The 21,952-nt window shown below is 71.3% G+C and carries 19 protein-coding genes; 5 read left to right on the top strand and 14 right to left on the bottom strand.

Annotation, left to right across the window (positions count from 1 at the left end; all coding sequences use genetic code 11):
• Window positions 1-50 precede the first annotated feature (50 nt).
• The 9 genes from ACFU8Q_RS22380 to rsmI form a co-directional block, all read right to left on the bottom strand.
• Entirely contained in the window at window positions 51-2,027 is a 1,977-nt protein-coding gene (locus ACFU8Q_RS22380; RefSeq protein ID WP_384456699.1) for a PQQ-binding-like beta-propeller repeat protein, read from the bottom strand.
• Window positions 2,028-2,387: 360 nt separating this feature from the next.
• Window positions 2,388-4,196, bottom strand: coding sequence for a PQQ-binding-like beta-propeller repeat protein (locus ACFU8Q_RS22375; RefSeq protein ID WP_384456697.1), 1,809 nt, complete (start codon window positions 4,194-4,196; stop codon window positions 2,388-2,390).
• Window positions 4,197-4,349: 153 nt separating this feature from the next.
• A complete protein-coding gene (locus ACFU8Q_RS22370; protein WP_384456695.1) occupies window positions 4,350-6,164 on the bottom strand; it encodes an ABC-F family ATP-binding cassette domain-containing protein in 1,815 nt (604 codons plus the stop codon).
• Window positions 6,165-6,285: 121 nt separating this feature from the next.
• On the bottom strand, window positions 6,286-7,179 hold the full coding sequence (locus tag ACFU8Q_RS22365; protein ID WP_384456693.1) for a 4-(cytidine 5'-diphospho)-2-C-methyl-D-erythritol kinase: 894 nt from the start codon (window positions 7,177-7,179) through the stop codon (window positions 6,286-6,288).
• On the bottom strand, window positions 7,176-8,120 hold the full coding sequence (gene rsmA / locus ACFU8Q_RS22360; RefSeq protein ID WP_384456691.1) for a 16S rRNA (adenine(1518)-N(6)/adenine(1519)-N(6))-dimethyltransferase RsmA: 945 nt from the start codon (window positions 8,118-8,120) through the stop codon (window positions 7,176-7,178). The genes ACFU8Q_RS22365 and rsmA overlap by 4 nt, the downstream gene beginning before the upstream one ends.
• A 79-nt stretch (window positions 8,121-8,199) precedes the next feature.
• Complete coding sequence (locus tag ACFU8Q_RS22355) at window positions 8,200-8,718, bottom strand: ubiquitin-like domain-containing protein (protein WP_384456689.1); 519 nt, start codon at window positions 8,716-8,718, stop codon at window positions 8,200-8,202.
• A 120-nt stretch (window positions 8,719-8,838) separates the two neighbouring features.
• Window positions 8,839-9,705 carry a TatD family hydrolase gene (locus tag ACFU8Q_RS22350; protein ID WP_384456687.1) on the bottom strand — a complete coding sequence of 289 codons (867 nt, stop codon included), beginning with the start codon at window positions 9,703-9,705 and terminating at the stop codon, window positions 8,839-8,841.
• A gap of 58 nt (window positions 9,706-9,763) precedes the next feature.
• Window positions 9,764-10,159: a hypothetical protein gene (locus ACFU8Q_RS22345; RefSeq protein WP_384456685.1), complete on the bottom strand. Its 396-nt coding sequence runs from the start codon at window positions 10,157-10,159 to the stop codon at window positions 9,764-9,766.
• 178 nt (window positions 10,160-10,337) lie between these two features.
• Window positions 10,338-11,216, bottom strand: coding sequence for a 16S rRNA (cytidine(1402)-2'-O)-methyltransferase (gene rsmI, locus ACFU8Q_RS22340; RefSeq protein WP_384456683.1), 879 nt, complete (start codon window positions 11,214-11,216; stop codon window positions 10,338-10,340).
• Window positions 11,217-11,269: 53 nt separating this feature from the next.
• On the opposite strand from rsmI, the gene ACFU8Q_RS22335 reads away from it, so the two are divergent.
• The 4 genes from ACFU8Q_RS22335 to ACFU8Q_RS22320 all read left to right on the top strand — a co-directional run bounded on the left by ACFU8Q_RS22335 (window position 11,270) and on the right by ACFU8Q_RS22320 (window position 16,485).
• Window positions 11,270-13,036 carry a dolichyl-phosphate-mannose--protein mannosyltransferase gene (locus ACFU8Q_RS22335; protein WP_384456681.1) on the top strand — a complete coding sequence of 589 codons (1,767 nt, stop codon included), beginning with the start codon at window positions 11,270-11,272 and terminating at the stop codon, window positions 13,034-13,036.
• A 150-nt stretch (window positions 13,037-13,186) separates the two neighbouring features.
• Window positions 13,187-14,830, top strand: a complete 1,644-nt coding sequence (locus ACFU8Q_RS22330) for a penicillin-binding transpeptidase domain-containing protein (protein ID WP_384456679.1) — start codon at window positions 13,187-13,189, stop codon at window positions 14,828-14,830.
• Between the two features lie 309 nt (window positions 14,831-15,139).
• Complete coding sequence (locus ACFU8Q_RS22325; RefSeq protein WP_384456677.1) at window positions 15,140-15,637, top strand: YbaK/EbsC family protein; 498 nt, start codon at window positions 15,140-15,142, stop codon at window positions 15,635-15,637.
• Complete coding sequence (locus ACFU8Q_RS22320; protein ID WP_384456675.1) at window positions 15,634-16,485, top strand: EamA family transporter; 852 nt, start codon at window positions 15,634-15,636, stop codon at window positions 16,483-16,485. The genes ACFU8Q_RS22325 and ACFU8Q_RS22320 overlap by 4 nt, the downstream gene beginning before the upstream one ends.
• 225 nt (window positions 16,486-16,710) lie before the next feature.
• On the opposite strand, the gene ACFU8Q_RS22315 is transcribed toward ACFU8Q_RS22320, so the two are convergent.
• The 5 genes from ACFU8Q_RS22315 to ACFU8Q_RS22295 all read right to left on the bottom strand — a co-directional run bounded on the left by ACFU8Q_RS22315 (window position 16,711) and on the right by ACFU8Q_RS22295 (window position 21,326).
• A complete protein-coding gene (locus tag ACFU8Q_RS22315; protein WP_384456673.1) occupies window positions 16,711-17,511 on the bottom strand; it encodes an SDR family NAD(P)-dependent oxidoreductase in 801 nt (266 codons plus the stop codon).
• Window positions 17,508-18,671, bottom strand: a complete 1,164-nt coding sequence (locus tag ACFU8Q_RS22310) for a serine hydrolase domain-containing protein (protein ID WP_384456701.1) — start codon at window positions 18,669-18,671, stop codon at window positions 17,508-17,510. The genes ACFU8Q_RS22315 and ACFU8Q_RS22310 overlap by 4 nt, the downstream gene beginning before the upstream one ends.
• 66 nt (window positions 18,672-18,737) lie before the next feature.
• Window positions 18,738-19,508, bottom strand: coding sequence for an energy-coupling factor ABC transporter ATP-binding protein (locus ACFU8Q_RS22305; RefSeq protein ID WP_384456671.1), 771 nt, complete (start codon window positions 19,506-19,508; stop codon window positions 18,738-18,740).
• Entirely contained in the window at window positions 19,505-20,266 is a 762-nt protein-coding gene (gene cbiQ / locus ACFU8Q_RS22300) for a cobalt ECF transporter T component CbiQ (RefSeq protein ID WP_384456670.1), read from the bottom strand. The genes ACFU8Q_RS22305 and cbiQ overlap by 4 nt, the downstream gene beginning before the upstream one ends.
• Before the next feature lies 1 nt (window position 20,267).
• Window positions 20,268-21,326 carry an energy-coupling factor ABC transporter permease gene (locus tag ACFU8Q_RS22295; protein WP_384456668.1) on the bottom strand — a complete coding sequence of 353 codons (1,059 nt, stop codon included), beginning with the start codon at window positions 21,324-21,326 and terminating at the stop codon, window positions 20,268-20,270.
• 205 nt (window positions 21,327-21,531) lie between these two features.
• On the opposite strand from ACFU8Q_RS22295, the gene ACFU8Q_RS22290 reads away from it, so the two are divergent.
• Window positions 21,532-21,897 (top strand): SsgA family sporulation/cell division regulator, encoded by a 366-nt coding sequence (locus ACFU8Q_RS22290; protein ID WP_384456665.1) that lies wholly within the window; start codon window positions 21,532-21,534, stop codon window positions 21,895-21,897.
• Window positions 21,898-21,952 lie beyond the last annotated feature (55 nt).

Here is a 21,952-nt window from a genome sequence, read left to right as displayed (position 1 = left end):
GGCCGAAGGATCTCGGGCCGCTGCCCGCCGTGAGAAGTCTTCGTGAGCCGTCAGTTACCGAAGGCCATCATGGTCTTCGTCTCCAGCTCTTCCTTGTCGTTTCTCGCACTGACCCGTCCACTCGCGATGAAGGAACGGCCACCGGCGTAGACGATCTTCGTGTCGTAGAAGGTGCTCTCGATCTCGGACGTCGACACGGGGTGCTTCAGCACCATCCGAGGGGTGCCACCGGTCGGTGCGAGGGTGGCGATCCCGCCGCCCTTGTTGTAACCGGCCTCCACGTAGAGCAGCACGTCGGCGCCCTCCATGCGCAGCGGCTTCACCGTGCGCTCGGCCGGCGCCGCGGCCTTCCACTTGGGCTTGCCGGTGTTCAGGTCGAACGCCACGACCTTGTTCGTGCGGGCGAGGCCGCTGGAGTCCGGCGAGGTCGCGATGTAGAACGTGTTGGCGTCGGCGGCAAGACCGATGCAACCGTCCAGGGCCTTGCCGAAGATGGCGAAGGCGCTGCCGCAGTCCGGCGCGAACTTGTCGCCCTTGTCACTGACGAGCCCGGAGCGGAACGAGCCGTTCTCCTTGAGGGCGAGGATGCTCCACTCCTTGTCCTTCTTCAGGGAGACCACCAGCGGGCTCACCGAGAAGACGCGGTCGACCTCCCAGCCGCGCTTGGGCCGGTACGTCCACTTGGGCTTCCCGGTGGTCGGGTCGAGCTCCTGGACCTGGTGCTGCGGGTTGTAGGGGTCGTCGGTGCGGCAGCTGGAGGCGGCGATCAGCTTCGGGCCACCCGCGAAGGCGAACGGCTGGCAGTTGCCCGGCTGCTTGCCGAACAGTTCCTTGCCGTCGCTGACCTGGTAGGCGTTGGAGTTGCCGGTGCGCCCGACCGTCACGGTGTTGCCGCTGATGGCGAGCGAGATGTCCGACAGCATGTCCCAGATGCCGTTCTGCTTGATCGACTTCTTCCAGCCGGCCGTGCCGGTGTTGAGGTCGATCATCTGGAGGTCCCCGCAGTCCGCCTTGTCGGTGGTGCCGTTCTTGACCCCGATGACGATCTTGCCGTCGGTGGTGGTCTGCGAGGGCGCCGCGCACAGGTCGGCAGGCAGCTTCAGCGTCCACTTCTGCTTGCCGTCGGCCACGGAGTAGCCGGAGATGCTGCGATACATGCCCTTGACGACGGTGTCGCCGACGACCCAGGGGCCGTACACGTCCGCGCCGCTGCGCGGCAGGTCGATGTCGTTCTTCTGCAGCCAGAGAACCTTCGCCTCGCCCGGCTTGCGGCCGGCGTTGAGGTCGTCGTTCTCACGGCCGTCGCCGTCACCGTTGCCCTCGCCGACGGAGGGCGAGGTGCTCGGCTTGGCGTCGTCGCTCTTCTCCGCGACGGGCTTCTTGTCGTCGCCGCCCCCTCTCGTGGCGACGAAGATGCCGCCGCCGATCACGAGGAGCGCGACGACCGCGGCGCCGATGATCAGCGCGGGCTTGCGCTTGAAGAGACTGCCACCGCCGGGACCGCCCGGGGCAGGTGCGCCGGGGTACTGCTGCTGCGGGTAGCCGTAACCGGGCTGCGCCTGCTGGCCGTACGGACCGGGCTGCTGGTTGTACGGGCCCGGCTGCGCCTGGCCGTAGGGGCCCGGCTGCTGGCTGTAAGGGCCAGGCTGCTGGCTGTAGGGGCCCGGCTGCTGCTGGTTGTACGGGCCGGGCTGCTGGGGGTAACCGTAACCGGGGACCTGGGGGCCCGGCGCCTGACCCGGCATCTGGCCGGGGACCTGGCCCGGCGCCTGACCCGGCATCTGGCCGGGGACCTGGCCCGGCGCCTGACCCGGCATCTGGCCGGGTGCCTGGGGATAGGCGTAACCGGGCTGGGCGGGCGGCGGAGCCGGTGGGGACTGCGGAACCGGTGGGGACTGCGGAACCGGTGGGGACTGCGGCGGCTGCGCGGGCGGCGGGCCCTGGGGCGGCTGAGGACTTCCCGGCGGCGGCTCCTGCGGTGCGCCGAAGCCCCCCTGCGGCGGTTGCTGGCTGGGCGGCTGGGTCATCAGCACGTCCCCCCTTCGTGCGGTCCGGTGCCCGTTCCGGTCTCCCCCGCGATTCCGCGGAGCTCGAAGGGGCCGACAAGACCCCTGAACTCCGCGGAAAGGAGCGAATCGGGCATGGATCCCGCAGTGTTACGACAGTCGAGCGGGGCTTCTTTGTACCACCCGCATCACCACGGACACCGGGTCGGTCCACCCCCTGTTCCCAAGGGAGAACCGCCCCGTGATGCCGCCGTTACGCGGTTGAGGGGCGGCTCCGGACGGCAGCGATGACTGCCGGTCAACTCGTCACGTGCGCAAGCCGGTTCGCACGGACGCACCCCTCACCGGCGCTCCGGGGCCCGTCCTGCCCCCTCCGGTCCCTCACTCGCCGAAGACGATCAGGGTCTTCACCTTCATCTCCTCCTCGTCGTTCTGCTCCCTCACCGCCGAGTTCATGACGAAGGAACGGCCGCCTGCGTAGACGATCCTGGGGAGGAAGAGGCTGCTCTCGACCCTGGACGTCGAAGCCGGGTACCGCAGCAGCGTCCGCAGAGCGCCGCCGGAGGGCGCGACGGTAGCGAGCCCGCCGCTCCTGCGGTACGTGGCCTCGATCTGGACCAACAGGTCGGAGCCCGCCATCCGCAGCGGCTGGACGGTCTGGCCGGCCGGGGACTCCACACTCCATTTCTCCTTGCCGGTGTCCAGATCGAAGGCGACGACCGCGTTGTTGGGTGCGGTGTCGCTCTGCACCTGCTTGGTCGCCAGATAGAACGTGCTCGCGTCGGCCGCCGCACCGATGCATCCGTCGATGTTCTTCCTGATGGTCGACGCGTACTCCTCCGAGCACCTCACCGCGTAGTCGCCCTTGCCCGCCATCTGGGACCGGTAGGTGCCGTTCTCGTTCAGGGCGACGATGGCCCACTGGCCGCGCTTCTTGAGCGACACCACGAGCGGGCTGACCGAGTAGAAATGGTCCACCTGCCAACCGGTCTTGACCTTGTACGTCCACTTCGGCTTGCCAGTGGCCGGATCGAACTCCTGCACCTGGTCGTTGTGCACATCGGCGTCGGCCGTCGGACAACTCGTGGCCGCGATCATCCGGGGGCCGCTCGCGAAGGCGAAGGGCTGGCAGTTGCCTGGCTGCTTGATGTCCAGTTCCGTGCCGTCCGCGACCCGGTAGGCGTTGCTCGCGCTGGTGCGGCCGAAGGTGACGACATCGCCGCTGATCCCCATGGCGAGGTCCGACAGCAGATCCTGCACGCCCTTCCGGTCGACGGACTTCTTCCAGCCCGCCTTGCCGGTCCTCAGGTCGACCATCTGGAGGTCCGCGCAGTCGGCCTTGTCGGACGTACCGTTCATGAGACCGATGATGAGCTTGCCGTCGGTCGACGCCCCGGTGGGCGCCGCGCAGATGTTCGTGCCGAACTTCAGGGACCACCGCTGTTCACCGTCGGCCGCGGAATAGCCCGAGAGCGTGCGGTACAAGCCCCTGACGACCGTGTCGCCGAACACCCAGGGGCCGTACGCGTCGGCGCCGCGGCGCGGCAGGTCGACGGCGTTGGTCTGGAGCCAGTCCACCCGCGCTTCGCCCGGCTTGCGCGCGGCGTTGAGGTCCCTGGTCTCCCGTGCGTCGGCCGCGGCCCGTTCCTTGGTGCGTTCCGCTTCGTTCGGCTCCTTGGCTGACGGCGGCGTGCTCGGCTGCCCGTCATCGGTGCTCTCCGCGCTCGCCTCGGCGCGGGGTTTGCCGTTCCCGTCCCCGCCCGTGCCGAGGTAGACGCCGCCGACGACCAGGAGCGCGGCGAGGGCCGCCCCGATGATCACTGCGGGCCTGCCCCGGAACGGGCCCCGGGAGGGACCGTCCGGAACGGGCGTCCGCGGTTGCTGCTGGTAACCGTGGGCGAGCTGTGCGGGGGCGTGGTACGGGCCGGGCTGCTGGACCCCGTACGGTCCCGGCTGCGCGGGCGCGCTGTACGGGCCGGGCTGCACGGGAGTTCCGTAGGGACCGGGCTGCGCGGGCGCGCTGTACGGCCCCGGCTGCGCGGGCGGGTTGTACGGGCCGGGCTGCGCGGGGCCGTACCCCGGTCCGGGTCCGGGCGGCGGGGGCGGCTGGGCCGGCCCCGGCGCCGGCGCCGGATCGTACGGGGCTCCGAAGCCTTCCTGCGGCGGTTGCTGGCCGGGCGGCTGGGTCATCAGCACGTCCCCCTTCGTGCGGACCGGACCGGCATCTGCACCTGTTGCCGGGCAAGCCTTCTTTCTACCACCCGCCCCACAGACCCCACTGGTCACACCAGTTCGCACCGATCGCACCACCGTGACCGGTGCGCACCGCATGCGCCTCAGCGATCAGGCGTCCTCGGCCAGTTCCAGCCAGCGCATCTCCAACTCGTCGCGCTCCGCGACCAGTTCGCGCAGTTCCGCGTCCAGCTTGGCGACCTTCTCGAAGTCCGTGGCGTTGTCCGCGATCTGTGCGTGCAGCGCGGTCTCCCGCGTCGACACCTTGTCGAGCTGCCGCTCCACCTTCTGCAGTTCCTTCTTCGCCGCGCGTGCGGCCTGCGGCGAGACGGTCGCGGCCGGCGCGGCCTTCTCCTTGACCGCGGGCGCGGCGGAGGGGGTGGCCGCCTCCTCCATCCGCTGCCTGCGCTCCAGGTACTCGTCGATCCCACGCGGCAGCATCCGCAGCGTGCGGTCGCCGAGCAGCGCCATCACCCGGTCCGTGGTGCGCTCGATGAAGAACCGGTCGTGGGAGATCACGATCATCGATCCGGGCCAGCCGTCGAGGAGATCCTCCAGCTGGGTCAGGGTCTCGATGTCGAGGTCGTTGGTGGGCTCGTCGAGGAAGAGGACGTTCGGCTCGTCCATCAGCAGGCGCAGGATCTGGAGCCGGCGCCGCTCACCGCCGGAGAGGTCGCCCACCGGGGTCCACTGCTTCTCCTTCGAGAAGCCGAACTGCTCGCACAGCTGGCCCGCGGTCATCTCCCGGCCCTTGCCGAGGTCGACCCGGTCCCGTACCTGCTGCACCGCTTCGAGTACCCGCAGGTTCGGGTTCAGCTCGTGGACCTCCTGGGAGAGGTAGGCGAGCCTGACCGTCTTGCCGACGACGACCTTCCCGGCGGCGGGCTGGGTGTCGCCCTGCGTACGGGCCGCCTCGGCGAGCGCCCGCAGCAGCGAGGTCTTGCCCGCGCCGTTGACCCCGACCAGGCCGATCCGGTCGCCGGGGCCCAGCTGCCAGGTGAGATGGGTGAGCAGCGTCTTGGGGCCCGCCTGGACGGTCACGTCCTCCAGGTCGAAGACGGTCTTGCCGAGCCGTGCGTTGGCGAACTTCATCAGCTCGCTGGTGTCGCGCGGCGGCGGCACGTCGGCGATCAGCTCGTTGGCCGCCTCGATGCGGTAGCGCGGCTTGGAGGTACGGGCGGGGGCGCCGCGGCGCAGCCAGGCCAGCTCCTTGCGCATCAGGTTCTGCCGCTTGGACTCCTCGGTCGCGGCGATCCGCTCCCGTTCGGCCCGGGCGAAGACATAGTCGCTGTAGCCGCCCTCGTACTCGTGGACCGTGCCGCGCTGGACGTCCCACATGCGCGTACAGACCTGGTCGAGGAACCAGCGGTCGTGGGTGACGCAGACGAGCGCCGAGCGGCGTGCCCGCAGATGGCCGGCCAGCCAGGAAATGCCCTCGACGTCGAGGTGGTTGGTCGGCTCGTCGAGGACGATCAGGTCCTGCTCGGCGATGAGCAGCTTGGCCAGCGCGATGCGGCGCCGCTCACCGCCGGAGAGCGGCGCGATGACGGTGTCCAGGCCGTGCTCGAAGCCCGGCAGTGCGAGCCCGCCGAAGAGCCCCGTGAGCACGTCGCGGATCTTGGCGCTGCCCGCCCACTCGTGGTCGGCGAGGTCGCCGATCACCTCGTGGCGGATGGTCGCCTCCGGGTCGAGCGAGTCGTGCTGGGTCAGGACGCCGAGGCGCAGCCCACCGCTGTGGGTGACGCGGCCGCTGTCCGCCTCCTCCAGCCTGGCGAGCATCCGGATGAGGGTCGTCTTGCCGTCGCCGTTACGGCCCACGACACCGATCCGGTCCCCCTCGGACACCCCGAGGGACACGCCGTCGAGCAGGGCACGGGTGCCGTACACCTTGCTGACCTGCTCGACATTGACCAGATTGACGGCCATTTCACTCCTGCCCCGGGGGATCGATCGACTTCCCAGGGTACGGGGCGACAGCGGCAGGACGTCCGCTCGCCCTTGCGGCCCCGCCTGCCGCTGCCACTACGACCGGTAGCGGCAGGCGGTGTCAGACGAGCGTGGCACCCGGCGCCGGGGAGACCGCGGCCCGGGCGTTCCGGCACGTGCCCGAGGTGATCAGCGCCTCGGCCACCTTCCGGGCCGACTCCTCGTCCGCCACCAGGAACGCGGTGGTCGGCCCGGAGCCCGAGACCAGGGCGGCCAGGGCACCTGCCCCGGTGCCCGCGGCGAGGGTGTCGGCCAGCGAGGGGCGCAGGGAGAGCGCGGCGGGCTGGAGGTCGTTGCTCAGGGAGTCCGCGAGCGCGTTGGTGTCCCCGGCGCGCAGTGCGGCGAGGAGCGCCGGTGAGGCCTCCGGCGCAGGGACGTCCGTACCGACCGTGAGCCGGTCGAACTCACCGTAGACAGCCGGGGTGGAGAGCCCGCCGTCGGCGACCGCGAAGACCCAGTGGAAGGTTCCGCCGACATCGATCGCGGTCAGCCGCTCGCCGCGGCCGACGCCGAGGGCCGCGCCGCCGACGAGGCTGAACGGGACGTCGCTGCCCAGCTCGGCGCAGATGGCGAGGAGCTCTTCCCGGGTGGCGCCGGTGGACCAGAGGGCGTCGCAGGCCAGCAGGGCGGCGGCGCCGTCGGCGCTGCCGCCCGCCATGCCGCCCGCGACGGGGATGTCCTTGGCGATGTGGATGTGCACATCGGGGGCGATGCCGTGCCGTTCGGCCAGTGCGATCGCGGCGCGGGCGGCGAGGTTCGTCGCGTCCAGCGGGACCTTCGCGGCGTCCGGGCCCGAGCAGGTGATGCGCAGCTCGTCGGCGGGGGTGACGGTGACCTCGTCGTACAGGCCGACGGCGAGGAAGACATTGGCCAGGTCGTGAAAGCCGTCGGGGCGCGGGGCGCCGACCGCGAGCTGGACGTTGACCTTGGCCGGTACGCGGACGGTGACGCTCACTCGCCCCTCCCGGAGGGCTCGTTGCGGACGTTCCCGGCGGGCTCGCTCCCGGCAGGCTCGCTCCCGGCAGGCTCATTCCCTGCGGGCTTGTTCTCGGCGATGGCGGCGAACTCCTCGACCGTCAGCGACTCGCCGCGGGCCTGCGGCGAGATCCCGGCGGCGACCAGCGCCGCTTCGGCGGCGGGCGCGGAGCCCGCCCAGCCGGCCAGGGCCGCCCGCAGCGTCTTGCGGCGCTGGGCGAAAGCCGCGTCGACGACCGCGAAGACCTCGGTCCTGCTCGCGCTCGTCGCGATCGGCTCGGTGCGCCGGACCAGCGACACCAGACCCGAGTCGACGTTCGGGGCGGGCCAGAAGACGTTGCGGCCGATGGACCCGGCCCGCTTGACGTCCGCGTACCAGTTGGCCTTCACCGACGGCACGCCGTAGACCTTGTTGCCCGGCCGTGCGGCCAGCCGGTCGGCGACCTCGGCCTGGACCATGACGAGGGTCCGCTCGATCGACGGGAACCGTTCCAGCATCGTCAGCAGGACCGGCACGGCGACGTTGTACGGAAGGTTCGCGACCAGCGCGGTCGGCGCCGGGCCCGGCAGCTCCCGCACCAGCATCGCGTCGGAGTGCACCAGCGCGAAGCGGTCGGCGCGCCCCGGCATCCGGGCGGCGACCGTGGCCGGCAGGGCGCCCGCCAGCACGTCGTCGATCTCGACGGCGACGACCCGGTCCGCCGCCTCCAGCAGCGCCAGGGTCAACGAGCCGAGCCCGGGACCGACTTCGACGACGACGTCGTCCGGGCGGACTTCCGCCGTCCGCACGATCCGGCGGACCGTGTTGGCGTCGATGACGAAGTTCTGACCGCGCTGCTTGGTCGGGCGTACGCCCAGCTCGGCGGCCAGCTCGCGGATGTCTGCGGGGCCCAGGAGGGCATCGGGCTCAGTGGTGCTCACCCGGTAAGCGTACGGCCGCGGCGCGACCGGGGGCTCGCGCCCGTCGCGCACACGGCTTCTCCGGCCGGGCGCCGGGCTCCTACCTCCGCGGCCGGACCACGACCTCGTCGCCGTCGGCGAGTCCGCTGCCGAGGGCCGGGGTGACGCTGTCGCGGGCGGCGAGCGTGACGCCCTCGTCGGCAAGGAACTCGTCGACGTCGTCCGCGAAGGTGTGCAGGGTGCGGGGCCTGCCGTCGACGTCGAGCGTCACCGCCTTGTCGCAGGCCACGAATGCCGTGGTGCCACCGGCCAGGAACGCGACGACGAGGGCCTGCGGGACGAGGCGGCGCAGGCTCTCGGGCCCGGCCGGGGCCCTGTGCCGCGGGGCGGCCCGGCGCGCCACCGCCCGGCCGCCGGTGGCGTCGGGGGCGGGCGGGCGGCCGGGCGGCGGCAGGTCGACGACGGTCGGGGCGTGCACCGCCCACGCGGCGAGCGTCAGCCGCTCATGGAGCGGGACGGACGCGGGGGCGGCGGCCGGAGGCGGGGCGGGCAACGGTCGCGCCACCGCCGTACGCCCACTGCCGCGTGCCGCGCGGTGACTGCCCTTCGAGTTGCTCACGATGCTCCAGAGGATCCGATCGGCCGGCTCGCCTGATGGCGCCCGGGAGGATAGCGGAGCTTCGGTGACTCTCCAAAACGGCTCGACCGCATACCGTGACCGATGCGTGCGTGCGTACCGTCAGTAGTCGAATGCGTGAGCGGTGTTGTCGGCGATGGCCGACGCCAGGGCGTCCTCGTCCACGCCCTTCACCTCCGCCATGGCACGCAGCGTGACGGGAATGAGATACGGCGCGTTGGGCCGTCCGCGGTACGGGGCGGGGGTCAGGAACGGCGCATCCGTCTCGACCAGGACCAGTTCCATCGGCGCGACGGCCAGCGCGTCGCGCAGCGGCTGGGCGTTCTTGAAGGTGACATTGCCGGCGAAGGACATGAAGTACCCGGCGTCCGCGCAGGTCCGGGCCATGTCGGCGTCGCCGGAGTAGCAGTGGAAGACGGTCCGCTCGGGGGCGCCCGCGTCGGCGAGGACACGCAGCACGTCCGCGTGCGCCTCGCGATCGTGGATGACCAGCGCCTTGCCGTGCCGCTTGGCGATCTCGATGTGGGCGCGGAAGGACTCCTCCTGCGCGGCCATGCCCTCGGGGCCGGTACGGAAGTAGTCGAGCCCGGTCTCGCCGACGCCGCGGACGTGGTCGAGTGCTGCCAGCGCGTCGATCTCCGCGAGCGCCTCGTGCAGCGCCGCTGTCCCGCCCCCTTCGCGCGCCCCCTGCCGCGACCACCCATCGGGATCGCCGTGCACGATGCGCGGCGCCTCGTTGGGGTGGAGGGCGACCGCCGCGTGGACGTTCGCGTGCGCGGCGGCGGTCTCGGCGGCCCAGCGTGAACCGGCCACGTCGCAGCCCACCTGGATCACGGTGGTCACGTTGACCGCCGCGGCCCTGGCGAGGCCCTCCTCGACGGTCGCGTCCTGCATGTCCAGGTGGGTGTGCGAATCGGCGACCGGCACCCGGAGGGGTTCGGGCAGCGGCGGGGCTTCGGTACGGCTCATGACGACGATCGTACGAGGACCGCGCCGGGCGCCTCGCCGACGGTGGAAGCCGGACGCCCTACTTGCGGTGGAAGGGGTGCAGCAGGTCGGACAGGTGCCAGTGGTGCTGCGCGCCCGCGGATGCGGCGGTGGGGACGGCGGCCCTGGCCTCGTCGCCCTGGGCGTCGATGCCCTCGACGGGCGTCCGCGTGGGCCGGGGCGTGTGGAGCAGATTCTGGACGGTCGAGACCCGGCCGGCCCGCATGATCCGGAGCACGTGCCCGTCGCAGTTCACGCAGCTGGGCCGGGAGAGGGGCGAGGGAACCCGCTCCCCGTCCGCCTTGTATATGACGTAGTCGTTGTTGGAGCCGTCGACGTGGTGCTCTATCTCGTAGGCCTGTTCCCAGCCGTATCCGCACTTCATGCAGGCGAAGGCATACGCCTCATGGACGGTGGTGGGTGTGATCTCGCTCATGCCTGCTCCTTTGGTCCGCCGGACAAGCACTCCGGAGAATGCGTCCTTGGTCCAGTGGACGCCCTTAACCGGCGGCAGCGCATCGGACCGTGACGAGTGTTGGAGCGGTTTTGGCCATCTCGTGGCAGAAAGGCCCGGTGCGCGACTCCCGCTTTGCTTACGAGATCAGTTCGTTGACCTATACGGGGCCGGTTCGCTCCGCATTCTTTGCCGCCACGACCGCGTCGAAGACTTCGCGCTTGGGCAGCCCCGCGTCGGCGGCCACGGCGGCGATGGCTTCCTTGCGTCGCTCCCCCGCCTCCTCGCGCACCCGCACCCTGCGTACCAGCTCCGCCGCGTCCAGTTCCTCGGGTCCGGAGTCGGCCGCACCCTCGACGACGACGGTGATCTCGCCGCGCACCCCTTCGGCCGCCCACGCCGCCAGCTCGCCCAGCGGGCCGCGCTTCACTTCCTCGTACGTCTTGGTCAGCTCCCGGCACACGGCCGCCCGGCGGTCAGCGCCGAAGACCTCGGCCATCGCCGCCAGGGTGTCGTCGAGCCGGTGCGGGGCCTCGAAGAAGACCATGGTGCGGCGCTCGTCGGCGACCTCGCGCAGTCTGCCGAGCCGTTCACCCGCCTTGCGCGGCAGGAAGCCCTCGAAGCAGAACCGGTCGACGGGCAGCGCGGACAGGGCGAGAGCGGTGAGCACCGCGGACGGGCCCGGAACCGCGGTGACCTTGATGTCCTTCTCCACCGCCGCGGCCACCAGCCGGTAGCCGGGGTCGGAGACGGACGGCATCCCGGCGTCCGTGACCAGCAGGACGCGGGCGCCGCCGGTCAGTGCCTCGACGAGTTCGGGCGTACGGGCCGACTCATTGCCCTCGAAGTAGGAGACGACCCGCCCCGTGGTGTGGATGCCGAGCGCCTGCGTGAGGCGGCGCAGCCGGCGGGTGTCCTCGGCGGCGACCACATCGGCCGTCTCCAGTTCGGCGGCGAGGCGTGGCGGGGCGTCCGCCACATCGCCGATGGGGGTTCCTGCGAGTACCAGCGTTCCAGTCGTTCCAGTCACATGAGTCATCCTCCCAGCACGGGCGACAGCGCTCGCACAGACGCGTTCCCTACGATGGCGCGGTGACGAGTACTGCGCCCGAGGCCCCGCAGGGTCAAGACGCCGGGGAACCGCACGGCGAAGAGCCGACATCCTGGCAGCAGCGGCTGCGCCGCTTCGGCCATGCGCCCCGGCCCGGAATCGGGCTGCGTGAACGGCTGATCCCGCCGTACACCCGCCCCGGCGCCCAGCTGTGGGCGGTGCTCGGGGTCTCTCCGCCCCTGGCCGGACGCCTGGTGCGGTGGTCCGCCTGGGGCGGCCCGCTGCTGGTGGCACTGGTCGCCGGGGTGCTGCGGTTCTGGAACCTGGGCAGCCCGCACGCCCTGATATTCGACGAGACGTACTACGCCAAGGATTCCTGGGCGCTGATCAACCAGGGGTACGAGGGCAACTGGCCCAAGGACATCGACAAGCTGATCCTCGCCGATCCGTCGAAGGTGCACGTCCCGGTGGATCCGGGCTATGTGGTGCATCCGCCGGTCGGCAAGTGGATCATCGGGATCGGTGAGCAGGTCTTCGGCTTCACGCCGTTCGGCTGGCGGTTCATGGTGGCGGTGCTCGGCACGCTGTCGGTGCTGATGCTGTGCCGGATCGGGCGGCGCCTGTTCCGTTCGACGTTCCTGGGGTGCCTGGCCGGCACGCTGCTCGCCGTCGACGGTCTGCACTTCGTCATGAGCCGCACCGCGCTGCTCGACCTGGTGCTGATGTTCTTCGTGCTGGCGGCGTTCGGCGCCCTGCTGATCGACCGCGACTGGGCGCGGCGCCGCCTCGCCGCCGCGCTGCCGGTCGACGAGGAGGGTGTGCTGCGCCCCGATGCCGAGGTCGCGGAGAATCTGCGGCTGGGCTGGCGTCCGTGGCGGCTCACCGCCGGTCTGATGCTGGGGCTGGCCTTCGCCACCAAGTGGAACGGCCTGTACATCCTGGCCGGCTTCGGTCTGATGACGGTGCTGTGGGACGTGGGCGCGCGCCGGACCGCGGGCGCGGTGCGGCCGTACCTGGCGGTGCTCAAGCGCGATCTGCTGCCGGCGTTCGTCTCCACGGTCCCGGTCGCGATCCTCACGTACCTCGTGTCCTGGACCGGCTGGATCGTCACCGACAAGGGCTACTACCGGAACTGGGCGCAGACCGACGGCAGGGGCGGCAACTGGACGTGGCTGCCGGACTGGCTGCGCAGCCTGTGGCACTACGAGTACCAGGTCTACGAATTCCATGTGAATCTGACCTCCGGCCACACCTACCAGTCCAATCCCTGGAGCTGGATCGTGCTCGGCCGGCCCGTCTCGTACTTCTGGGAGGAGCAGCCGGGCTGCGCGGCCTCGGAGACCGGCAAGTGCTCCCGCGAGGTGCTGGCCATCGGGACGCCGCTGCTGTGGTGGGCGGCGTGCTTCGCCCTGGTGTACGTGCTGTGGCGCTGGTTCTTCCGGCGCGACTGGCGGGCGGGGGCGATCGCCTGCGGTGTGGCGGCGGGCTGGCTGCCCTGGTTCTTCTACCAGGAGCGGACGATCTTCCTCTTCTACGCGGTCGTGTTCGTGCCGTTCCTGTGTCTGGCGGTCACGATGATGATCGGCGCGATGCTGGGCCCTGCGGCGGCGAGCGGCCCCGGGCGGGAACTCGGCCTGGTGACCGGCGACGTGTCGGGCGAACGTCGGCGGACACTGGGGGCTGTCGCGGCGGGCGTGCTGGTGCTGCTGATCATCTGGAATTTCATTTATTTCTGGCCCATTTACACGGGAACACCCATTCCGGACGGATCCTGGCGGGACCGAATGTGGCTGGATACCTGGATTTGACCGGCACACCACGGTTCGACCGTTGTATTCATGCCACACATATCGCGTTCCTATAACAACCATCTCGACTGTCACCGCAGTCCCGTAGGGTGCCCAGCAGCGTCCCCTTGAACGCGTTCAAGGGGAACTCCTGGGGAGGGGGACTGACGGATGCGCAGTGGAGCGAAGATCGCGATGGTCGGTGGAGTTTTCGCGGTCGTGGTCGGCGGGGTGGGCTACGGCGCGTACAACGTCCTGGACGGGCTGAACGGCGGTGGCGGTGGCGGCGACGGCACGAACAGCAAGTCCGCCGCCGCCGAGGTGAAGACGGGGCCGGTCACCGCCGCGGAGATCGATGACACGGCGAAGAAGTTCCTCAAGGCCTGGGCGAGCGGTGACGCGGCCGTCGCGTCCCAGCTCACCAACAACGCGACCGAGGCCGAACCGGCCCTGAGCGGCTACCGCGAGAGTGCCCACGTCACCGACGCGGTGATCACTCCTGGCCCGGCGGTGGGTACGAAGGTGCCCTACACGGTGAAGGCGACCGTGTCTTTCGAGGGGCAGTCCAAGCCCTGGTCGTACTCCTCCGAACTGACCGTGGTGCGCGGCCTGACCACGGGCCGGCCGCTGGTCGACTGGGCCCCCACCGTGGTCCACCCGCAACTGACGGCCGGTGCGTCGCTGAAGACGGGTGAGGCGTCGACACCGTCGATCGAGGCCGTCGACCACAACGGCAGGGCGCTCACCAAGGAGAAGTACCCCTCCCTGGGCCCGATCCTGGACGCACTGCGCGACAAGTACGGGGAGAAGGCCGGCGGCACGGCCGGCGTCGAGACCTGGATCGAGAGCGAGAACGCGGACGGGCCGGACAAGACCCTGCTGACCCTCACCAAGGGCAGACCGGGCAAGCTGCAGACCACCCTGGACGCGAACGCCCAGGCGGCGGCCGAGACGGCCGTGAAGAAGTTCAGCCAGGCGTCGGTGGTCGCGGTCCGGCCGTCCACGGGCGCGATCCGCGCGGTCGCCAACAATCCGGCCACCGGCTTCAACACGGCGATGCAGGGCAAGCAGGCACCCGGGTCGACGATGAAGATCGTGACGGCGGCGATGCTGATCGAGAAGGGCCTCGCCTCGGCGAACCAGAAGATCGAGTGCCCGCCCACCGCGATGTACATGGGCCGTACCTTCAAGAACCTGGGCGACTTCTCGATCCCCGACGGCACCCTGACGACCAGCTTCGCCCGCTCCTGCAACACGGCCTTCATCAAACTGATCGACGACACGAAGGACGACGCGGCGCTCGCCAAGGAGGCCCGTGACGTCTTCGGTATCGGCCTGGACTGGAAGACCGGCATCCTGTCCTGGGACGGCAGCGTGCCCGAGGCCACCGGTGGCGAGGCAGCCGCCCAGTACATCGGTCAGGGCACGATCCAGATGAACGCGCTCAACATGGCGTCCATCACCGCCACCGCGAAGAACGGCACCTTCCGCCAGCCGATCCTCGTCGCCCCGGACCTCGACGGCCGGCCGATCGCCACCGCCTCCCGTTCGCTTTCCCCGTCCGCGTCCCAGCAGGTCACCAACATGATGCGCCAGACCGCGAGTTGGGGCACCGGAAAGGACGCTATGGCCTCGGTCGGCGGCGACAAGGGCGCCAAGACGGGCTCGGCGGAGGTCGACGGCCAGGCCACGTCCAACAGCTGGTTCGCCGGCTTCAGCAACGATCTCGCCGCCGCGGCGGTCGTCCAGTCCGGCGGCCACGGCGGCGACGCGGCGGGCCCCGTGGTGGCGGCGGTGCTGCGAGCGGGGCCGTGAGGCGTCCACCCGCCAAGGCCGTGAGCACGTCCGGCCGCGGCCCGTCAGGGCCTCTCGGCTCGCGCCTTTTCGTGCTCGGGATATGCGCGTCCGTCGGCGGGATCGCCGGCGCGATCAGAGGCGTGGCGGACGGCATGGGGCTCCTCGATGTCCTTGGACTGCTTGCCGTAGGAGTGCTCGGGGTGACGCTGACCGTCGGCTGCGTCGTGTCGTACGCCGGGAAGAGGTGAAGGCGATTGCCTCTCGACGGGGTTCCGCAGTGCGGAACTCCGTCGCGTGCCCCGTATCGCGTTCGCTAGCGTGCAGGGCATGAGCACTCCCGACACCACTGCCGCCGAAGCCCACCCCCGATTCGCCGAGGCCCTGCGGGAGCTGGGCCTCGATGTCGAGGTCCGCCGGTTCCCGGAGGCCACCCGTACCGCCGCCGAGGCGGCTGCCGCGATCGGCTGCGAGCTCAGCGAGATCGTCAAGTCCCTGATCTTCGAGGCCGACGGCGTCCCGGTCCTGGTCCTGATGGACGGCTCCTCGCGCGTCGACGTCGAGCTCGTCCGCGCGGAGCTGGGTGCCGCGAAGGTCAAGCGGGCCGGCGCCGATCTGGTCCGGGAGACGACCGGGTACGCGATCGGGGGCGTACCGCCCTTCGGGCACCGTACGACGACCCGCGTGCTGGCCGACCGCGGGCTGCTGGACCACGACGTGGTGTGGGCGGCGGCGGGCACCCCGCACACGGTCTTCCCGCTCGACCCCAAAACCCTGATCGGGCACGCCGGTGGAACCGTGGTGGATGTGCGCGAGCAGTCCGCGTGACACCCCTGGTCGCCTTCGCCGTCCTGATCGCCGCTGTCACGCACGCCAGTTGGAACGCGATCGCACACGCGATCAAGGACCAGCTCCTCTCCTTCACCCTGATCTCCGGGGGCGGGCTGCTGATCGGCGCCGCCGCGGCCGGCTTCGTCCCGTTCCCGGCCGCCGGGGCGTGGCCGTACCTGCTGGTCTCGGCGGCGCTGCACGTGGCGTACATGCTGCTGCTGATGCGCTCGTTCACCCTCGGCGACTTCGGACAGATGTACCCGATCGCCCGGGGTACGGCCCCGCTGGTGGTGACGGTCCTCGCCGCCGTCTTCGTCGGTGAGCGTCCCGACGGCTGGGCCACGGCGGGCGTCGCGGTGGCCTCGGCGGGGCTCGTGGGGCTCGCGCTCTGGGGCATCCGCGGATCCGGCCGACGCCCGGACTGGCCGGCGCTGCTGGCCGCCCTCGCGACCGGCCTGGCCATCGCCGGGTACACCACGGTGGACGGGGTCGGGGTACGCACCTCCGGAACCTCGCTCGGTTACATCGCCTGGCTGATGATCCTGGAGGGGATCGCCATCCCGGTGTACGCCCTCTACCAGCGCCGGTCCACGCTCCTTCCCGCACTCAAGCCGTACGCCGGACGCGGGCTGCTGGGGGCGGCCCTGTCGGTGACCGCGTACGGCCTCGTGCTGTGGGCCCAGACCCGGGCCGCGCTGGCGCCGATCGCCGCGCTCCGGGAATCGTCCATCATCGTCGGCGCGGCCATAGGAACGGTGTTCTTCAAGGAACGGTTCGGCGCGCCGCGCATCGCGGCGGCGGGGCTGATGGTCGTCGGCATCGGGCTGATGCTGCACACGGGTTGAGCGGGAGCGACGTACCGGTTCCCGGGCCTGCGACCGGTCTGCCTGAACATCGCCCGGCGCAGGACGTTCAACGACACCCCCACGGCCAACGGCTGGTTCGAGCGGGGTGGGCGATGCGCCCGGGCTCGCCGCCCACCCCTTCGCGGGAACGTGACACCCGAACCCCGATGTGTCACGTTCGTTTGGCACCCCACTTGTGCCCCAGCGGTACGTACGCGGGCTCCGTCACTCCGCCGAAGCCGCCTGCTGGAAGGCGGAGTTCACTGCGGTCAGACCGCCGTCCACCCGCAGCGTCGTCCCCGTGATCCAGGCCGCGTCGCGCGACGCGAGGAAGGCGACGGCGGACGCGATGTCGTCGGGCTCGCCGACCCGGCCGAGCGGGTAGAGGCCACTCACCCGGGACAGTTGCGCGTCACGGCCCGCCCAGGCGTCCGTGCGGATCGTGCCGGGCGCGACCAGGTTGACGCGTACGCCGCGCGGTCCGGCATGGCCCGCGAGGGTGCGGGTCAGGCTGCCCAGGCCGGCTTTGGCGGCGCTGTAGGCGTGGTTGCCGAAGTCCTGTTCGCCGTTGACCGAGCCGATGTTGACGATCGCGCCCCGGCCGGAGGCCACCAGGTGCGGAAGGGCGGCGCGGGCGCACCGGTACGGGCCGGTGAGGGTGATGTCGAGGTCACGCTGCCAGGCCTCGTCGGGCTCTTCCTCGAAGAGCGGGACATCGGGCGTGCAGGCGTATGCGTTGTTGACCAGCACGTCGAGGGAGCCGAAGGCGGCGACGGCGTGGGCGACCGCGGCCTCGACCGCCGCCCGGTCGGACACGTCGCAGTCCAGTGCCTCGGCGGTCCCGCCCGTCTCGCGTATCGCCGCGGCAGTGCGTTCGGCGCGGTCGCCGTCCAGGTCGGTGACCAGGACGCGGGCGCCCTCCGAGGCCAGCCGGCGGGCCGTGGCCGCCCCGATGCCCTGGCCCGCCCCGGTGATGAGTACGCCGTATCCGTCGAACCGTGAACCAGCAGAGGAAGGAGGAGTCATAGCGCCGACCGTACTGCCCTGACCAGGGCCTGGGCACGAGGATCGGCGGTGACTCCCTTCTGCAGACCATTCGTCACATAGCCCAGCGCGATGCCGGATTCCGGGTCGGCGAAGCCGAGTGAGCCACCTCGGCCGGGGTGGCCGAAGGAGCCGGGGGCGAGCAGCGGGGCCGCCGGGCCGTGCAGCATGTAGCCGAGGCCGAAACGGGTGTTGACGACCAGGACCCGGTCCGGGCCCGCCGACTCCTCGGTGCGGGCGAGGGTGAGGGTGGCCGGGGCGAACAGGCGGTGGCCGTCGACCGGGCCGATCATCGCGGCGTAGCAGCGGGCCAGCGCGCGGGCGGTGGCGATGCCGTTGGAGGCGGGGAGTTCGGCCGCCCGGTAGTCGGGGGCGTTCTCGTCGGGGAAGGGGTCGATGGCCCCGAAGGCGCGGCGGGTGAGGGACTCCGGATCGCGGTACGCGTCGGCGACGGACCGCTTGGGGCGCATCCGCAGGGTGCCGCCGTTGCCCGCGACGGCCGGCGGTTCGACGGGGCCGATGCGGCCCACCCGGTGCGCTTCGTCGGCCGGCAGGCCGAACCAGAAGTCCAGGCCGAGCGGGCGGGCGATCTCCTCGGCGATCCAGCGGCCGACGGTGCGGCCGGTGACCCGGCGCACCAGTTCGCCGATGAGCCAGCTGTAGGTCTGGGCGTGGTAGCCGTGGTCGGTGCCGGGTTCCCACTGGGGGCGCTGGGCCGCGACGGCCTGCGGACCGGTGATCCCGTCGGCCGCCTCGGAGGGGGTCAGGGGGCAGTCGAGCGCGGGTATGCCGGCCCGGTGGGCGAGGAGGTGGCGGACGAGCACCCGCTCCTTGCCGGCCGCCTTGAACTCCGGCCAGTACGTGCCGACCGGGGCGTCGAGATCGACCTGGCCGCGCTGGTGCAGCAGCAGCGGCACGGCGGCGGCGATGCCCTTGCCGGCCGAGCGGACGATCTGCACGGTGTCGACGGCCCACGGCTCGGCCCCGTCGACGTCTCTCGTGCCGGCCCACAGATCGACGACCTTGCGCCCGTCCCGGTAGACCGTGACTGCGGCGCCGCGTTCGCCGCGCTGCTCGAAGTTACGGACGAAGGCGTCCCGGACCGGTTCGAATCCGGCAGCCACCGTGCCCCGTACGTCCACACCTGTTCCTGCGCTCCCGCTCATCCCCCCATGGTGCATCCCGTCGCAGGTCGCAGGTGTGGCGGGTCACCTCGAATCCACGGTCACGGAACGCGGGTCGAAGCCGAAGGGCAGCTCCAGGCGGTGGCTGCGCATCAGTTCCTCGTCGCAGAGCAGGTCCTGGGTGCGGTCGTCGGCGGCGATGACGCCCTCGCTCAGGACGACCGCGCGCGGGCAGAGCTCCAGGGCGTACGGCAGATCGTGCGTGACCATGAGCACGGTGACGTCCAGGGACCGCAGGATGTCGGCGAGCTCGCGCCGGGAGGCCGGGTCCAGGTTGGAGGACGGCTCGTCCAGGACGAGGATCTCCGGCCGCATGGCGAGGACGGTGGCGACGGCGACGCGGCGGCGCTGGCCGAAGGAGAGGTGGTGCGGCGGCCGGTCCGCGTACTGCGCCATGCCGACCTGTGTGAGCGCTTCGGTGACGCGCTCCTCCAGTGCGGCGCCGCGCAGCCCGGACGCGGCGGGGCCGAAGGCTACGTCCTCGCGGACGGTGGGCATGAAGAGCTGGTCGTCGGGGTCCTGGAAGACGATGCCGACGCGGCGGCGGATCTCGGCGAGGTTGCGCTTCTCGACGGGGAGACCGGCGACCCGGACGGTGCCCGCGCCGGCGTCGAGGATGCCGTTGAGGTGGAGGACGAGGGTGGTCTTGCCGGCTCCGTTGGGACCGAGCAGGGCGACGCGTTCGCCCCGGTCGACGGTCAGGTCCACGCCGAAGAGTGCCTGGTGGCCGTCGGGGTAGGCGTAGGCGAGGCCGCTGACCTCCAGCGACGGCGCGGGGGCGGTGTGCAGGCTCATAGGGTCCATCCCAGCAGACAGATCGTGAGGGCGAGGACGGGGAGGGCGGCGGCGTACGCCCACTGGGTCCGGGAGGCCGTCACCTCGTCGATGACCGGCATGGAACCGGCGTAACCGCGGCTGACCATCGCGAGGTGGACACGTTCGCCGCGCTCGTACGACCTGATGAAGAGCGCGCCCGCCGATTTGGCCAGAACGCCCCACTGCCGTATCCCGCGGGCCTCGAAGCCGCGGGAGCGGCGGGCGATCGACATCCGGCGCATCTCGTCGGTGATGACATCGCCGTACCGGATCATGAAGGACGCGATCTGGACGAGCAGCGGCGGCAGTTTGAGCCGTTGGAGGCCGAGCAGCAGCGCGCGCAGTTCGGTGGTGGAGGCGAGGAGCACGGAGGCGGCGACGCCGAGGGTGCCCTTGGCCAGGACGTTCCAGGCGCCCCAGAGGCCGGGGACGCTGACGGAGAGGCCGAGGACGTGGGTCTGGTCGCCGGGCACCACGAACGGCATGAGCAGCGCGAACGCGACGAACGGCACCTCGATGAGCAGCCGCCCCAGCAGGAAGCCCGCGGGGATGCGGGCCAGTGCCGTGACGGCGCCGATCAGTACCGCGTAGAGCGCGAACGCCCACACCGCCTCGCGCGGCGTCGAGACGACGACCACGACGAAGCAGAAGGCGGCGGCGAGCTTGCAGTGCGGCGGCAGGTCGTGGACGGGCGAGTGCCCGTGCCGGTAGAGCTTGTGCGCATGCCCGGCGCCCATGTCAGACCATTTCCCGGTCGTGCGCGGAGCCGGTGGGCGCGGCCGGCGTGCGGCGGCGGCGGATCACGTAGAAGACCCCGCTGCCGACCACGATCGTGGCACCGACCCCGATCACCCCGGCGAGGCCGCCGGAGACGCGGGCGTCGGAGATGTCCTTGACGCCGTAGTCGGCCAGCGGGGAGTCCTTGGCGGCGTGCTCCTCGGTCTTCTTGTCGATGCCCTGGTCGGCGGCGACCTTCTCCAGGCCGTCGGGGCTCGCGGAGGCGTAGAAGGAGACGAAGCCCGCCAGGACGAGGGCGGTGACCAGGCCGGTGGCCCAGAGTCCCCGGGTGGAGCGGGCGGCGACCGGGGCGACGGGCTGCCGGGCCGGGACGTCGACGAGCTCGCCGTCGACCCGGAGCTTGAGCGGGGCGGTGAGTCCGCGGGCACCGTGGACCAGGTCGGGGCGTACGGCGACGACGGCGCCGACGGTCAGCGCGGTGATCACGGCCTCGCCGATTCCGATGAGGACGTGGACCCCGACCATGGCGGTGAAGACCTTGCCGATCGAGATGTCCGTGGTGCCGCCGATCCAGTAGATCAGCGTGAAGACGCAGGCCGCGGCCGGTACGGAGACCAGGGCGGCGACGAAGGACGCGACCGTCACGGAGCGACGGGTCCGCGGGAGGACGCGGGCCAGCCCGCGAAAGAGGGCGTACGCGACGACGGTGGTCGTGATGCCCATGTCGAGCACGTTCACGCCGAGCGCGGTGAGACCGCCGTCGGCGAAGAGGATGCCCTGCATGAGCAGGACGACGGAGATACAGAGCACCCCGGTGTACGGCCCGACCAGGATCGCGGCGAGCGCCCCGCCCAGCAGATGCCCGCTGGTGCCCGCGGCGACCGGAAAGTTCAGCATCTGCACGGCGAAGATGAACGCGGCGACCAGACCGGCGAGCGGCGCGGTGCGCTCGTCCAGTTCGCGGCGGGCGCCCCGCAGGCTGACGGCGACGGCGCCCGCGGCGACGACTCCGGCGGCGGCGGAGACGGGGGCGTCGATGAATCCGTCGGGTACATGCATGGGGGCTCCGCTTCCTGCGATCCTTCGTTACCGCGGACGGTGTCGTGAACCGCTCAATGATAGGGCCTTGTTGCGAATGCTTCGCAAGAGCGGGTCTGTCACAGCTGGCCGCCTCCCAGCTCCCCCGACGGGAAACCTCACCGCGCCTGCAGTGGGAAATATGGGACATTGGATGACAAACAAGAACAGACTGGAGGAGTCGGCCATGCCCCCCGTGATTCATGAACAGGCCGAGGCCTGGCTCGTCAATGACACCCCCGACCTCCCGGCGGTACCGGTCGACCTGCTGTACGACGCCGACGTGGACCCGCGCACCGTCCATGTCGCCTTCCCCGGCGGCATCGACTGGGCCTTCAGCCGCGACCTGCTGGAGCGCGGACTGCGCTCCCCCGCCGAACGCGGCGGCATCCGGGTGTGGCCGTGCGGCCGGACCCAGCTGGTCGTGGAGCTCCGCTCGAAGGAGGGCGTGGAGGTGGTGCAGTTCGACAACGCGCCGCTGATCCGTTTTCTGCACCGCACCTACGGTGAGGACGCCCCCGACCCCACGCCCATGACCCATATGGACGCATGACACCCACGCGATGACGCATCCGCATGACGGAAGCCCCCGTGCCGCTCGCACGGGG

This window comes from Streptomyces sp. NPDC057543, assembly GCF_042801895.1.
Taxonomy (GTDB): Bacteria; Actinomycetota; Actinomycetes; order Streptomycetales; family Streptomycetaceae; genus Streptomyces.
The sequence above is the reverse complement of the archived record's forward strand: the minus strand, read 5'-3'. Positions and strand labels throughout refer to the sequence as shown.

Bases quoted from the DNA above. Each gene is read 5' to 3' on its own strand.
- ACFU8Q_RS22375 (WP_384456697.1), bottom strand. From the start codon at position 4,196: ATGACCCAGCCGCCCGGCCAGCAACCGCCGCAGGAAGGCTTCGGAGCC.
- ACFU8Q_RS22325 (WP_384456677.1), top strand. From the start codon at position 15,140: ATGAGCACTCCCGACACCACTGCCGCCGAAGCCCACCCCCGATTCGCC.
- ACFU8Q_RS22315 (WP_384456673.1), bottom strand. From the start codon at position 17,511: ATGACTCCTCCTTCCTCTGCTGGTTCACGGTTCGACGGATACGGCGTA.
- ACFU8Q_RS22380 (WP_384456699.1), bottom strand. From the start codon at position 2,027: ATGACCCAGCCGCCCAGCCAGCAACCGCCGCAGGGGGGCTTCGGCGCA.
- rsmI (WP_384456683.1), bottom strand. From the start codon at position 11,216: ATGACTCATGTGACTGGAACGACTGGAACGCTGGTACTCGCAGGAACC.
- ACFU8Q_RS22345 (WP_384456685.1), bottom strand. From the start codon at position 10,159: ATGAGCGAGATCACACCCACCACCGTCCATGAGGCGTATGCCTTCGCC.
- ACFU8Q_RS22330 (WP_384456679.1), top strand. From the start codon at position 13,187: ATGCGCAGTGGAGCGAAGATCGCGATGGTCGGTGGAGTTTTCGCGGTC.
- ACFU8Q_RS22295 (WP_384456668.1), bottom strand. From the start codon at position 21,326: ATGCATGTACCCGACGGATTCATCGACGCCCCCGTCTCCGCCGCCGCC.
- cbiQ (WP_384456670.1), bottom strand. From the start codon at position 20,266: ATGGGCGCCGGGCATGCGCACAAGCTCTACCGGCACGGGCACTCGCCC.
- ACFU8Q_RS22370 (WP_384456695.1), bottom strand. From the start codon at position 6,164: ATGGCCGTCAATCTGGTCAATGTCGAGCAGGTCAGCAAGGTGTACGGC.
- ACFU8Q_RS22305 (WP_384456671.1), bottom strand. From the start codon at position 19,508: ATGAGCCTGCACACCGCCCCCGCGCCGTCGCTGGAGGTCAGCGGCCTC.
- ACFU8Q_RS22350 (WP_384456687.1), bottom strand. From the start codon at position 9,705: ATGAGCCGTACCGAAGCCCCGCCGCTGCCCGAACCCCTCCGGGTGCCG.
- ACFU8Q_RS22290 (WP_384456665.1), top strand. From the start codon at position 21,532: ATGCCCCCCGTGATTCATGAACAGGCCGAGGCCTGGCTCGTCAATGAC.